Origin of the sequence: Anaerocolumna sedimenticola (genome assembly GCF_009931695.1) — a bacterium.
Lineage (GTDB): Bacteria > Bacillota > Clostridia > Lachnospirales > Lachnospiraceae > Anaerocolumna > Anaerocolumna sedimenticola.
Genome location: NZ_CP048000.1, coordinates 933,160 through 946,908, shown reverse-complemented (window position 1 = coordinate 946,908; position 13,749 = coordinate 933,160). Strand labels below are relative to the sequence as shown.

General features: G+C 36.5%; 12 protein-coding genes. 8 read left to right on the top strand and 4 right to left on the bottom strand.

Translation table 11 applies throughout. From position 1 onward, the window contains the following. Window positions 1-31: 31 nt before the first annotated feature. Window positions 32-1,189: an IS91 family transposase gene (locus Ana3638_RS04170; protein ID WP_161836913.1), complete on the bottom strand. Its 1,158-nt coding sequence runs from the start codon at window positions 1,187-1,189 to the stop codon at window positions 32-34. Window positions 1,190-1,462: 273 nt separating this feature from the next. Between Ana3638_RS04170 and Ana3638_RS04165 the strand changes: the two genes are divergently transcribed. Beyond that, window positions 1,463-2,272: a YwmB family TATA-box binding protein gene (locus tag Ana3638_RS04165; protein WP_161836912.1), complete on the top strand. Its 810-nt coding sequence runs from the start codon at window positions 1,463-1,465 to the stop codon at window positions 2,270-2,272. Between the two features lie 159 nt (window positions 2,273-2,431). Here Ana3638_RS04165 and Ana3638_RS04160 read toward each other — a convergent pair whose 3' ends face one another. Continuing rightward, a complete protein-coding gene (locus Ana3638_RS04160; protein WP_161836911.1) occupies window positions 2,432-3,748 on the bottom strand; it encodes a hypothetical protein in 1,317 nt (438 codons plus the stop codon). On the opposite strand from Ana3638_RS04160, the gene Ana3638_RS04155 reads away from it, so the two are divergent. The 5 genes from Ana3638_RS04155 to Ana3638_RS04135 all read left to right on the top strand — a co-directional run bounded on the left by Ana3638_RS04155 (window position 3,735) and on the right by Ana3638_RS04135 (window position 9,573). Further along, a complete protein-coding gene (locus Ana3638_RS04155) occupies window positions 3,735-4,142 on the top strand; it encodes a hypothetical protein (RefSeq protein WP_161836910.1) in 408 nt (135 codons plus the stop codon). The genes Ana3638_RS04160 and Ana3638_RS04155 overlap by 14 nt on opposite strands. Window positions 4,143-4,622: 480 nt before the next feature. After that, on the top strand, window positions 4,623-5,822 hold the full coding sequence (locus tag Ana3638_RS04150) for a class I SAM-dependent methyltransferase (protein WP_161836909.1): 1,200 nt from the start codon (window positions 4,623-4,625) through the stop codon (window positions 5,820-5,822). 17 nt (window positions 5,823-5,839) lie between these two features. After that, complete coding sequence (locus Ana3638_RS04145) at window positions 5,840-7,927, top strand: hypothetical protein (protein WP_161836908.1); 2,088 nt, start codon at window positions 5,840-5,842, stop codon at window positions 7,925-7,927. A gap of 113 nt (window positions 7,928-8,040) precedes the next feature. Further along, window positions 8,041-8,373, top strand: a complete 333-nt coding sequence (locus Ana3638_RS04140; protein WP_161836907.1) for a cysteine peptidase family C39 domain-containing protein — start codon at window positions 8,041-8,043, stop codon at window positions 8,371-8,373. An 84-nt stretch (window positions 8,374-8,457) separates the two neighbouring features. Continuing rightward, entirely contained in the window at window positions 8,458-9,573 is a 1,116-nt protein-coding gene (locus tag Ana3638_RS04135) for an aminopeptidase (protein WP_161836906.1), read from the top strand. 8 nt (window positions 9,574-9,581) lie between these two features. Here Ana3638_RS04135 and Ana3638_RS04130 read toward each other — a convergent pair whose 3' ends face one another. Next, the gene (locus tag Ana3638_RS04130; protein WP_281352934.1) at window positions 9,582-9,857 is read right to left on the bottom strand and encodes a helix-turn-helix domain-containing protein; all 276 of its coding nucleotides are present in this window, start codon (window positions 9,855-9,857) and stop codon (window positions 9,582-9,584) included. Window positions 9,858-10,355: 498 nt separating this feature from the next. Between Ana3638_RS04130 and Ana3638_RS04125 the strand changes: the two genes are divergently transcribed. Further along, the gene (locus Ana3638_RS04125; RefSeq protein WP_161836904.1) at window positions 10,356-11,372 is read left to right on the top strand and encodes a glycosyltransferase family 2 protein; all 1,017 of its coding nucleotides are present in this window, start codon (window positions 10,356-10,358) and stop codon (window positions 11,370-11,372) included. Window positions 11,373-11,420: 48 nt separating this feature from the next. Here Ana3638_RS04125 and Ana3638_RS04120 read toward each other — a convergent pair whose 3' ends face one another. After that, window positions 11,421-12,092 carry a phosphatase PAP2 family protein gene (locus Ana3638_RS04120; RefSeq protein ID WP_161836903.1) on the bottom strand — a complete coding sequence of 224 codons (672 nt, stop codon included), beginning with the start codon at window positions 12,090-12,092 and terminating at the stop codon, window positions 11,421-11,423. A gap of 487 nt (window positions 12,093-12,579) precedes the next feature. Between Ana3638_RS04120 and Ana3638_RS04115 the strand changes: the two genes are divergently transcribed. Beyond that, a complete protein-coding gene (locus tag Ana3638_RS04115; RefSeq protein WP_161836902.1) occupies window positions 12,580-13,749 on the top strand; it encodes a phosphopentomutase in 1,170 nt (389 codons plus the stop codon).

Below are 13,749 nucleotides of genomic sequence, written 5' to 3'. Positions count from 1 at the left end.
GATTTAAGTATGGACCAGATGGGATAGAAAATCAAGTAACTTTACCGCTGGAGCGGCAGTGAAACTTTGCCATTGCCCTTTCGTAAAGTTCAACTAGAGATACACGTTTGTGGTTAAAGTAGAGTTCCAGAAACTCCATGGTATGATTGCACTTTGGACATTTTAAAGGATCGTAACCAAAGGACAAAAGAATAAGGTTACGCCATTTATTAAAATCCAGAATTATCTTGTGTTTGGATTTTGGTACAGCTTTGGTAAGGCTTTTATCTAACTCGCGATGACGAGCATAAAGACCATAATAGCGCGTCATCTTAAAGTTCTTTTCGGGGATGTGTTGGATAAGAAGCTTAATAAAATCTAATACAGGAATTGTTTTCTGAACATAAGAATTATCCTCATGTTTGTTATAATGAAAAGTTACATTTTCACCATCGTAGGAGTCAATTCTTGAAGTAGCAATAACAGGACGACTAAGATAGCGACTGATATATTTTACAACGGTATTAGGGTCACAAAGATTTGGTCTTGCGTAAACATAGAAACCATTTTTATCTTTCTTGTAGATGGCGGCCTTGGTTTTTTTGAAAGATGGACCGATATGCTTCTCCATTTCATTAAGAAGAGCGGTCTGAAAAGCTTTTCTAAAATAAGAGTAATTAAAATGTTTTACAACACGCCAGAATCCATCATCGGAGAATCCACCTTCGGTAAGTAGACAGTGAATGTGAGGATTCCATTCAAGAGGACGGCCAAAAGTATGTAGAACACAGACAAAACCGGGAACATAGTTCTTACTTTTGTTCATCTTGTGGAACAGTTCAAGAACAACGCTACGGACCGCCTGGAAAAGACAGTTAAGAAGGGAACGGTCTTCCAAAAAGAAGTGACGAAGTTCTTCATCAATAGTAAAAACACAGTGGCGGTGAGTGCAACGAATTAACTTAAAAGATATCGTGGTAGAACGATCGTTGGAGTATTTGCTGCCACAGGTAGGGCAAAACTTGGAGTGACAGCGGAAAGGAACGAATTTAAGTTCACCGCAATGGGAACAGCCGTACATGGCACCACCAAAGGAAGGATCGCCGCAGTTAATCATCTTTTCAATGTTTTCCATAACAACATGACGAGGATGAAGAGAATATTTAATTATTTCATAATTGTCATTGAAAATCTTCTGTAATATATTCATATGACTATTATGAAACAAAATGACAAAAAAAGAAACCCCCAGATTCCCCTCATGAATGAGGGCTAGGGGAGTTGATGTGTCGAAGACACTTTTTTATCTTTAGAAAATTGCATCCTTTTGTTTTTTGGTCTATATACTCCATTTGTATAAATTTCTAAATTAAGGATAGAATACTGGAAAAGATTTATTTTTTGTTACTCAGTCATCAGAACTTGATTTTGACATGAACGGTACAAGGAAATGCAGTGCCCGTAAAATTTGGAGGTTACCAAAATGAATGCAACAAGTAGTCTATCAAAGCAGCTGAAACAATTGTTATATAAAAAAAAGTCAAAATTAACAATATATGTTATCGGGATATTATGGATTGCTGTTATAATGCAGCTTGCAGTTAATACAATGCTGCGGCCGCAAAGTAATATCCTTGAAGCTTTTGTTAGCACGAATTCGGAAGTTTCATCATTTGAGCTTGAAATGGCAGCTGATTATGGAACAGGATATTTAAGTGAAACAGATAAAAAGGAACTTATTCTATATGTCGCTAATCAAATTGGACTTAATGTGGAGAAAGAAGTAACCGTAAACAAAAACGGTGATGATAGTGAAGTATATACCGAAAAAATAGGTAAAAACGCAGAGACTTTAATTAAGATAGTTAGTATAAAAAGGGAAAATTCTTCCGGATCAGACGAGATGAATCATTATCTTATGGTTAATCTTAAACTATATAAAAACATGGATAATCTATTAGAATACCGTGATTTGTTAAAAGAAGTATTCAAAGATCTGGATGTCAAAGATGTTCAGACAACGATGCAGTTATCCAGTGATTATAAGGGTAAGTTAAGTCTGGATAATATGAATAAGATTGCAGATAACATGATACAAAATCTGGAAGGAAAGATTGCTTATGAAAACAGGAAAGAGAATTTATTTACTATTTACGCATACAGCGGCCTGTTAGATGAATATGTAACTTCATTAGGTACAAAGATAAACATTCATGTAGCTATGAATTATGATGAAGCAACAGACACAACTCATGTATATTTGGGAACACCGGTTATTAACGGAGGTTATTAAGATTAGAATCGATTAGTTAGAATCGGCTGGTATTATAAAAAAACTCCCCTTTGTAGTTTACTATAAAGGGGAGAAACTTTTTAAAAATAAGAGCCGTAAGACAAGGACATCTTGATATTCTTATAAGCAGATTTGTTTATAGATAGTAAGAAATCGGTTTTAGAACCAACGTCTTCTTCCCCTAAAACGTCTGCGGCGGTTCAGGAATTCATTAAATAATAATACCTCAATTAAATCTCTTAAAAATCTTGGACGACGGAATCTGCGATCACGTCGGAAATCCCGGTCAATATCGAATTGATTGGATTTAACCGATTTGTCCCTATTATCGTAATTTGGTTTTATAGAGGAGATACTTTCAGCACCTAATTCATCATCATCTTCCATATATTGGAACTTACTATAGATTCTGTCTGTAATCCTTCCTAAATAGACTTTATCAGGATATTCATCAAACATACAGCTGCCATCATATTCTAATTTGTCACATTCATCTTCGATTTCCCTAAGTAACTTCTTGGCAACAACCGGATACATTTGTTTCATATAGTCCCAGTCTTTATCTGCATCTTCACAGTTATCATATCCATATAACGGCATCATGGGAACTCCCATAGGTACGCGGTAAGGGTTCATATCGGATATATAAATTCCGTTGTTCCCATATACCGGAAATACGGAATTATCATAATCCGCTTTATTACTGGCATAGCTATTATATGATTCCTGATAATATGGTTTGTTATAGGCATTTGACTGAAAAGCCATATTTTGGCTGGTTGCACCGGGAGTAGATGGTATAGTCGGAGTAGTAGTTCCAGGCTGTGAACCAGGAGTTGGTGTACCCGGCATTGATGGCATTCCTGGTGTAGTGGGTCTCGGTGTCATACCAGGTGTAGCAGGGGCAGTACCAGGCATACCTGGAGTGGGTGGAGTCATAGGAGGTGTAGTTCTAGGAGCACCCGGTGTTAATGGAATAGTTGCACCCGGAGTAGTAGGAGTAGTCCTGGGCATGCCCGGAGTAGCCGGAGTTGTAGTTCTTGGTGTACCCGGCATGGAAGGGGTAGTCATACCTGGAGTTGTAGTACCCGGCGTCGTAGGAGTAGTTCCAGGCATACCCGGCGTCGTAGTACCCGGCATTGTAGGAGTAGTTCTAGGCATACCCGGCGTCGTAGTACCCGGAGTAGTAGGAGTGGTTCCAGGCATACCCGGCGTCGTAGTACCCGGAGTAGTAGGGGTGGTTCTAGGCATACCCGGCGTCGTAGTACCCGGAGTAGTAGGAGTGGTTCTAGGCATACCCGGAGTTGTAGTACCCGGAGTAGTAGGGGTGGTTCTAGGCATACCCGGCGTCGTAGTACCCGGAGTAGTAGGGGTAGTTCTAGGCATACCCGGCGTCGTAGTACCCGGCGTCGTAGGGGTAGTTCTAGGCATACCCGGGGTTGTAGTACCCGGAGTAGTAGGAGTGGTTCTAGGCATACCCGGAGTAGCCGGAGTGGCAGGAGTAGCCGGAGTGGCAGGAGTAGCCGGAGTGGCAGGCATACCCGGAGTGGCAGGGATAGCCGGAGTAGCCGGGGTAGCTGGTCTGGCAGGAACAACAGGGGGTGTAGTTCGAGGAGCGCCTGGTGTGGTAGGAGCAGGCATACCCGGGGTTGTAGTACCCGGAGTAGTAGGAGTAGTTCTAGGCATACCCGGCGTCGTAGTACCCGGAGTAGTAGGAGTGGTCCTGGGCATGCCCGGAGCTGCCGGACCAGGCATTGAAGGAGTAGTACTTCCAGGCATTGTAGGTGTAGTAGTAGAAGGAGTGCCATTGGAAGGAGTTGTTCCTGGAATCATGGTATCCGGTATCATAGGACTGGTAGTCCTAGGTTGAGTCTGCATAGTGGAATATTCTGGAAAAGGTTGTATCGTATTATCATCCATGTCCGTGTAATATGGATTAGCTAACGGTTTATAATAATATCCAGTTGAATTACTTGGCAATCCAGTTGTATAATTTGGTATGCCTTTTCTAGATGCAGCCTTCATACTGCCTTTGAAGCTAATATTCGATTCTTGATCATTTGGATTATTAAAGGGTGAATATTCAGGCAAGGAATATTTCATTATATCCTCCTTAGAGTTCAATATCATTTTATTTACCAATATATGCTCAGTGAGGCGAACCGTGCATAAATTAAGAACAGGAAGTTTGTAAAAATAGTAGGAATATTTTAACTAGTATGATAAAATACTTAATGGAGAATTGAAACAATATTATTATTTCTTAAGAAATAAGTGGTTAATTTTTAAGAATTCTTTCTCATATCTGAACAAGTATTGTGTTACAATGTAAACGAAGGGTAAATATAGAATGGATCAGAATATACTCGAAATAATTAGTAATAATTTAGATATAAATTTTATAGATATGATACTTAGTAATCCGCCGGCAAACTCGGAGATAAATAAAATAAAGATCCGGCCGGTATTACTGAAAGATAAGTTCATATTTCAGGTTTCTGAATTTAAGAATAAGCAGGTCTTCCATAGTAACTATACTAAGGGTGAGCTGCTTAACCGATTGTCCGAATGGTTAGAAAATTTTATGAAACAGGTACTTATGAGGACACAGACGAAGCAGATAACTATATTAATCAGCAAAAAAGGTAAAGCTGCCATAAAAGTAAAGGATTTCAATAAAAAAGATACAATAGAGGAACTAAGTCCTGTCTTAAGCCATAACCGGGAGAAAGTCTATATTCTTAAAGAAGGCAGACCGGTTCCTTTTCTTATAGACTTAGGAGTAATGACAGTTGAGGGGAATATTATTAAATCGAAATATGATAAGTTTAAGCAAATCAACCGATTTTTGGAGTTTGTGGAGGATATTATACCTCATTTGGATAAGACGAGAGAATTAACGATTATCGATTTCGGGTGCGGTAAATCTTATCTAACCTTTGCCATGTATTATTATTTAAAAGAATTAAAGGGATATCCCATAAAAGTAATCGGACTGGATTTAAAAAAGCAGGTGATTAACGATTGCAATAAACTGGCTTACCGTTACGGTTACGATAAATTAACTTTCATTGAAGGTGATATTGCTTCTTATGAGGGTGTAGATAAAGTTGATATGGTAGTTACCCTGCATGCCTGTGATACGGCTACGGATTATGCCTTATATAAAGCCGTATTATGGAATGCGGATGTGATTTTATCCGTACCCTGCTGTCAGCATGAATTAAATTCTCAAATAGAAAATGATATGTTAAAACCTTTGTTCCGTTATGGGCTGATTAAAGAGCGTATCGCAGCGTTGACAACGGATGCCTTAAGGGCTGAACTGCTGGATATTATCGGTTACAAAACCCAAATACTTGAATTTATTGATATGGAGCATACACCAAAAAATATTCTAATTCGTGCTGTAAAAAAACAAATTAGCAAGACAAATAATCCGGCGTTAGAGGATAAGTTAAACTCCTATGAAGACTTAAGAAAATTTTTGGGAGTCCAGCCTACTTTATATAAGCTGTTATCTGATCATTTTATACCACGAAAGCAGTAAGGAAGTGAAGTGAAATTATGTTAAAATTATTATACAGGATTATTATTTTATTGGCTGTCTTTGCTGCCTCTTTATTTTATTTCGGGCGGGATATTAAAGAGGAAGTGTTTGATATACAAAAAACCATTGAAATGGGTGAAACTTCTTTTCCCATACTGACTATAAGAATGGATAAAAACGAAATGAACCTGCTTCATGGTTATAGCAATAACCTGAATGCCAATCTGGTCAGAGATTCTATTACTCCCTTGGATGCGAACCAAAGTTTTGATGTGGTAATTGATGGGAAAGAAAACGATGTAAAACGTGTAATTTATGAATTACGTTCCGTAGCGGATAATAATTTATTAGAGACGGATACCATAAATGCTTTAGAAAAAGAAGAAGATAAAAAAACAGCCAGGATTAAATTTAAATCGGAATTAGAAGAAGGAAATGAATATGCGGTTAAAATTACTCTGGTTACCAGCGAAAGTAGAAAAATGAATTATTATACCAGAGTAAAATTGCAGCCCTCCTCCCACTATGAGGAAAAGATGGATTTTGTTATGGATTTTCATAATGCCATAATGGATAGAAAAAAGGCAGAGAATATTGTAATGTATCTGGAACCCGACGGGGATGCGGATAATACTTCTTTATCTTATGTTAATATACATTCCAGTTTTGATTTAGTACGTTGGGGAAATCTAAAGCCGAAAGTAATGGGAGAAATTATACCAACTATTAATGAAATAAATGATGATACAGCCTCCGTTGAGCTAAAATATATGATTTCGGCTGAAACGGAATCCAGTGAAGAGTATTATTATGTGAAAGAATTTTACCGTGTTCGTTATACAACATCAAGGATATATCTTTTAAATTATGAACGAACTATGGAATCCGTATTTGATATCAATTTAACCAGTTTAACTAAAAGTGAATTAAAGCTTGGTATTACCAATAAGAAAGATACCAACCTGGTTACCAGTACAGATAATAATAAACTTTCTTTTGTAAGCCAAAGAGAATTATGGTATTACAATTTAGCAGAAAACCAGGCAGTTAAGGTATTTTCTTTCCGACAAAAGAATACGGATTATGTCAGGGATACTTATGATGAACACGATGTAAAAATTCTGAATATGGACGATGACGGTAATATTGACTTTTGTGTATATGGTTACATGAACCGGGGTGTTTATGAAGGACGCGTAGGCATTGTTTTGTATAAATATTACAGCGCGGAAAACCGTATAGAAGAATTAGTTTATATACCGATGAATGTTACTTACCAGATGTTAAAAGAAGAACTGGATAGTTTTAGTTATGTAAACCAACTGGACGTTTATTATTTTGCTCTTAACCATAAAATTTACTCCTATAACCTGATTACAAAAGCTTTAACGGTTATCGCATCCGACATAAGCAGTGAGGACTATGTTGTTAATAAGCAGGACCATTTTATTGCATGGCAGAATAACAGCAATCCGAAAAAATCGACTGAAATTATTATTTTGGATTTGGAAAGCGGTACAAAACAAAAGATTACGGCATCTGCCGGTGATAATATAAATTTGCTTGGTAAAATAGATAACAATTTTATCTATGGCTTTGTTAAACATAATAGTATTTCAGAGCAAATAGACGGAAGCTTATTGGTTCCCATGTATAAAATAAATATAGCTGATTCCAAGTCTCAGATTCTTAAAGAATATTCAAAGAATGGCTATTACGTATCGGGAATAACCGTAAATGGGAATGTGATAACATTAGAACGTGTGAAGAAAAAAGGTACAAATAAATTTGAATCCTGTGAACCAGATAATATCTTAAATACCATAACCAGTAAAGTGGAAGCAATCGGATTAACCTCCAGAGTGACGCAGAAAACATTGACCGAGTTCTATATTTCACTGCCATCCGGCTTTAAAATAGAGGAAAAACCAAGGTATTACAGTACGATTAATACAATAATTAATGAAGATACAACCCTTCGGTTAGAAGATTCGGAGACAGTAGTTGAACCCTATACGGTTTATGCTCTCGGGGTATCGCCGGAATATATGAACAAGCCGGAGATGCTATTAATCAGGCTTATAATACGTCAGGGGTTGTATTAAATAAAGACCAGCAGAAAATATGGGAACGTGGTGTAAGGAGCAGTGTAAAAGAAATCAATATTACGCCCGTTTATACGTCCGGAGGTATCGACAGTGTTAAAGCAAGTGTTCAGATGCTGCTTAATTACCGAAGCGGCGGTTTTAGTTCGGGAAATTTGAAATCCGGTACGGTTAATGAAATGCTTAGCCGGAATATTGGTAATTCCGTGTTAAATTTAACCGGATGTAGCCTGAATGAAGTACTTTATTATGTTGATAAGAATATTCCGGTTATCGGTATGAAAGATCAGGATAATGCTGTATTAATTATAGGGTATGATACCTATAATATAACTGTAATTGACCCGAATCTTCACCAATCCAAAAAGATTGGACTGAATGACGGTACAGCAATGTTTGAACAGGCGGGAAATCTGTTTTTCAGTTATTTAACAGATAATAAATAAGTTTTTATTTATATCAAATAAATTTTAATAAAACAAGAATTGCCTGCTTTTTACAGCATTCTGTTTGAGAAAGGAAGATGTAATATGGATGAAAGAATTAAAGTTTTAGCTCATAATTTAGTAAATTACTCAATGAGTGTAAAAAAGGGGGAAAAGGTTTATGTACATTACGTTGGTAATTCTACAAAAGAGCTGGCAAGCCAAATCATAAAAGAAGTATATTTGGCCGGCGGGTTGCCATTCCCGCATTTTACCGATCAGACGATTCAAAGAGAAGTACTCTTAAATTGTACGAAAGAGCAGTTAATCCTTATGGCAGAAGTCGATGCGAAAGAAATGGATCAGATGGATTGTTATGTGGGTGTTCGTGGTACGGACAATGCATCGGAATTATCCGATGTTCCCGCAGAAAATATGGAATTATATGAAAAATATTACACTACTCCGGTTCATCATGATATTCGTGTAAGTAAAACCAAATGGGTAGTCTTACGCTATCCAAATTACGCTATGGCACAATTAGCGAATACCAGTCTGGAAAACTTCCAGGATTTTTATTTTAATGTATGTAATCTGGATTATTCTAAGATGGGAAAAGCAATGGAAAGTCTGGTCGCATATATGGATAAAACAGATAAGGTTAGAATTGTAGGTCCAGGAACCGACCTCACCTTCTCCATAAAAGGAATTCCTAATATACCTTGTGCCGGTGAATGCAATATACCGGATGGTGAAGTATATACTGCTCCGGTGAGAAATTCTGTTAACGGCACCCTTTCTTATAATACACCGGCTGTTTTCCAGGGATTTACTTATGAAAATATTAAATTGACCTTTAAAGACGGTAAGATTATTGATGCAACTGCCAATGATACGGATAGAATTAATAAAGTATTTGATACGGATGAAGGGGCAAGATATATTGGAGAATTTGCCATCGGAGTTAATCCATATGTATTAACACCAATGAAAGATACCTTATTTGATGAAAAAATTATGGGATCATTCCACTTTACTCCGGGTAATTGTTATGAGATAGCTCCAAATGGCAATAAATCAGCTATTCATTGGGATTTAGTATGTATCCAGACTCCTGAATTCGGCGGCGGTGAGATCTATTTTGATGATGTATTAATACGGAAAGACGGACGTTTTGTAATCCCTGAATTAGAATGCTTAAATCCGGAAAATTTAAAATAAATATATGATTAATTTGTTTTTTTGAGAAGTGTTTTTTCATTGCTCATTTCCCGTTCAAGGAGAAGAGTTTTTAATATAAGCAGACAGCGTTCCTTATCCTGAGCAGAAAAGGAATCAAATAAATGGTCAAATTGTACTTTGGGGGATTCAGGATTCTCTGATTTAATCATATGACCAACTAACCTGTCGATGGAAATTTCAAAATAATCAGCTATTTTTACAAGAGTTTCAATGTTAGGGGAGGAGATATCTTTTTCATAACTGCTGATCATCTGCTGGGTTATACCAAGGGTACCCCTAACTTACTCTGGCTGATTTTATGTTCTTTTCTCAATTTTTCTAAATTTGCGCCGAATGACATATATAACCTCCGGAAATTATTTGTAATATTTCGTGACTATTCAATCACACCGGTTCTAAAGAACAGCGCATGTATGTATTTATGCACACAAAACTGCAAAATCTGTTTCTCTCAAGCATGTCTTACAATGCTTGAATGCTATGCGCCGATTAACCCGAAACTCTACGAATTTCTCGGAGTGCTGAATAGTTAGAATATTCCTTACTAAAAATGCTAAGAATTAAATTAGTATATAAATTTACTTGGTATTCCTCATCCGCTTTTATTATATCATTGGGTATATGGCAAAACAATGAAATATTTCTTACATTTACCTTACTAAAAGTTAATATTTCTTAATTTCTTGGAATACTATTTTATGTTTAAATTTAATGTTCTATAATTATATATGGATTTTTAATCATTAGGAGGAAGATAGAAAATGAAACTATTAAGTGTGGCAATACCCTGTTATAATTCAGCTGCTTATATGAAACATGCCATCCAAACATTACTAACCGGCGGTAATGACATAGAGATCATTATTGTTGACGATGGTTCTGTGGATGATACTGCAAAAATAGCAGATGAGTATGCCGCCAGATATCCGGAAATAATCAGAGCGATTCACCAGGAAAACGGAGGACACGGAGAAGCAGTTAATACCGGTCTTTTACATGCGAAAGGTTTGTATTTTAAGGTTGTTGACAGTGATGACTGGGTAAACGAAACGGCCCTTAGAAAGGTTCTTGATAAGTTAAGGGAATTAGTTGAAGATGGACAAAGCCTGGATCTTATGCTTGCGAATTATGTTTATGAAAAACCAAGCATCAATAAGCATAAAGTTATGGATTATAAAACTGCTCTGCCGCAGGATCGGATTTTTTCCTGGAATGATATTATATTTTTTAAGCAAAGCCAGCATATCATTATGCATGCTGCCATTTATCGTACCAAATTATTAAAAGATTGTGGATTGAAATTACCGAAACACACTTTTTACGTGGATAATATCTTTGTGTACCATCCCCTGCCCTATGTAAAAACCATGTATTATATGGATGTGAATCTGTACCGTTACTTTATAGGACGTGATGACCAGTCAGTAAATGAAAAAAATATGATTAAACGGATTGACCAGCAGATTTATATTACGAAAATAATGATTGATGATACGGACGTTATATTAATCAAAAATAAAAAGCTTCGCAATTATATGATTAAATATCTGTGTATGATGATGACGGTTTCTTCCGTTTTTCTGATCAAAGAAAATACGGAGGAAAGTCTGGCTAAGAAACAAGAACTTTGGGATTATTTAGAGAAGGCGAATAAAAAGCTGTACGTTAAAATTCATAACCGGTTTTTAGGAAGATCCATGAATCTGCCAGGTAAAGCAGGACGTAAAATAGTTGAAGTCGGATATAAAATTTCGAGAAAAATATATGGTTTCAGTTAATAAACTGAAACCATATACTCTAACCATGATTTATTATAGTATTAAAAATTAATACTGCGCATACACTTTCTTTTCTTTAGCTTTAGCTGCCTGTTTACTGTCACTCCAGCCATAAACAAAATAGTACATTACTATACTTAATGCAATAGCAGTGATCGCGTCAAAAGCAGAATGTTGTTTTAAGAACATGGTTGAGAGAGAAATTAAAACAGTAAGAATGGTAGCACCTATTCTTAACAATTTATAGTTTTTTAACTTTTCACTCCGATGGATGGCTATGTTGGCACCGATAGAGTTAAATACATGAATACTTGGGCATACATTGGTTGAGGTATCGGTAGCATAAAGAGCTTTAACAATCCGGATAAATATATTATCTCTGCCGATTGTAGACAAATCAGGCCTTAAGTTTTGTCCATTCGGCCAAATTGTATAAATAATAAGGCATACGGTCATTCCGATAAATAAAAAGGCTGTTACTTTATAAAAATCTTCCTTTGAAGTTAAGAAAAAATAAGCTACAGTTGCAAATATAAAGAGAAACCATAGATAATATGGTATTACAAACCATTCATTAAAGGGAATATAATCGTCCAACCATATATGAACGGGTGCATAATTAGTTGTTACTTTCTTTTCAAGTAAGAAGAACCAGGCAATATAAATAAAGAAATACGATAATATCCAACCGTGTTTATATTTTTGAATTAAATCTTTCAACTAAATCAACCTTTCTGGAATTTGACATAAGCATATCCATAGACAGTATAGTTATTATAGTACAAATATATTATTATTACTCATTGGCGATTATAGCACAAAGCGTTTCATATCACAATATCTATTAAAGAATATTCAATTAATTTAAGGAAAATGTAAGAATTGAAAATCTAAATGTGATTGCCCAGAATGGATTTAAGATATACCACAGACAGACCTGTGGTATGTGAGTGTTAAGTGTAAAGAAAAAGCATCATAATAACGTGAAGGGTGAAAGAAAATATAATAAAGAAAGGATGCCACAAACAGATTCTTTCAACCTGTGAAACTTGTTTCACATTTTATTTCCGCGAAGGCAAAGTGAGAATTAGCAAGCTTGCATGCAATAATTCAAACGCGCACGCGAACCGGAGAAATGCAAAGCGTGTTTCTTCCGGATATGTGGCAGTACCGCGGTCCAGTCTTCGGTATGCAAAGGGTGTAAATTATGAAAAGAGTATTTTTAATTGTTTTAGATAGTTTTGGTGTTGGAGAAATGCCGGATGCTTCTGATTTTGGCGATACCGGAAGTAATACATTAAAAGCCGTATCAGTAAGTAAGGCTTTTCATGTTCCCAACTTAGCTAAATTAGGATTATTTCATTTGGATGGGGTTGATATGAAAGAACACAGAGCCCAGGAAGTTTTGGGAGCTTATGCACGTATGACGGAGGCTTCTAAGGGTAAGGATACCACCATTGGACACTGGGAAATAGCCGGTGTTATTTCTAAAAATCCTATGCCTACTTTCCCTAATGGTTTTCCGGATGCTTTGCTCCAGGAATTCTCTAAGCGTACCGGCAGAGGAGTAATCTGTAACAGGCCATATTCCGGGACGGAGGTTATTAAAGATTATGGGGAAGAACATATGAAAACCGGAGATTTGATTGTATATACTTCGGCGGATAGTGTTTTTCAAATAGCAGCCCATGAAGAAGTTGTACCTATACAGGAATTATACCGTTATTGTGAAATAGCCAGAAGTTTATGCGTGAATGATTGGGGCGTAGGAAGAATTATTGCCAGACCGTTTGAAGGTAAAGCCCCCAATTTTAAAAGGACTTCCAGAAGGCATGACTACTCCCTTACACCACCTGAAGCTACCATGCTGGATGAAATGAAAGAAAAAAATCTGGATGTACTGGCCGTTGGAAAAATAAATGATATATTTGCAGGACAGGGTATTACAGATATGGTCAGGACTGCGAACAACGCAGAGGGGATTGAACGTATCCTTGAATATATGAAAAAAGACTTTGAGGGATTATGCTTTACTAATCTAGTGGATTTTGACATGGTTTATGGTCACCGGAATGATGTAGAGGGATATGCGGCTGCATTAACTTATTTTGATACCAAGCTTCCTGATATTATGGCAGGATTAAGGGAAGAAGATATTCTATTAATTACTGCAGATCACGGCTGTGACCCAAGCACAGAATCCACAGACCATTCCAGGGAATATACTCCTTGCTTAATTTATGGTATGTCCGTAAAACAGGGTATTAATTTAGGTACCAGAAGTACTTTTGCAGATATAGCAGCAACTATATTGGATTATTTAGATATTCAGGGAAATATTGCAGGTACTTCCTTTTTAAAAGAAATAGCAAAATAG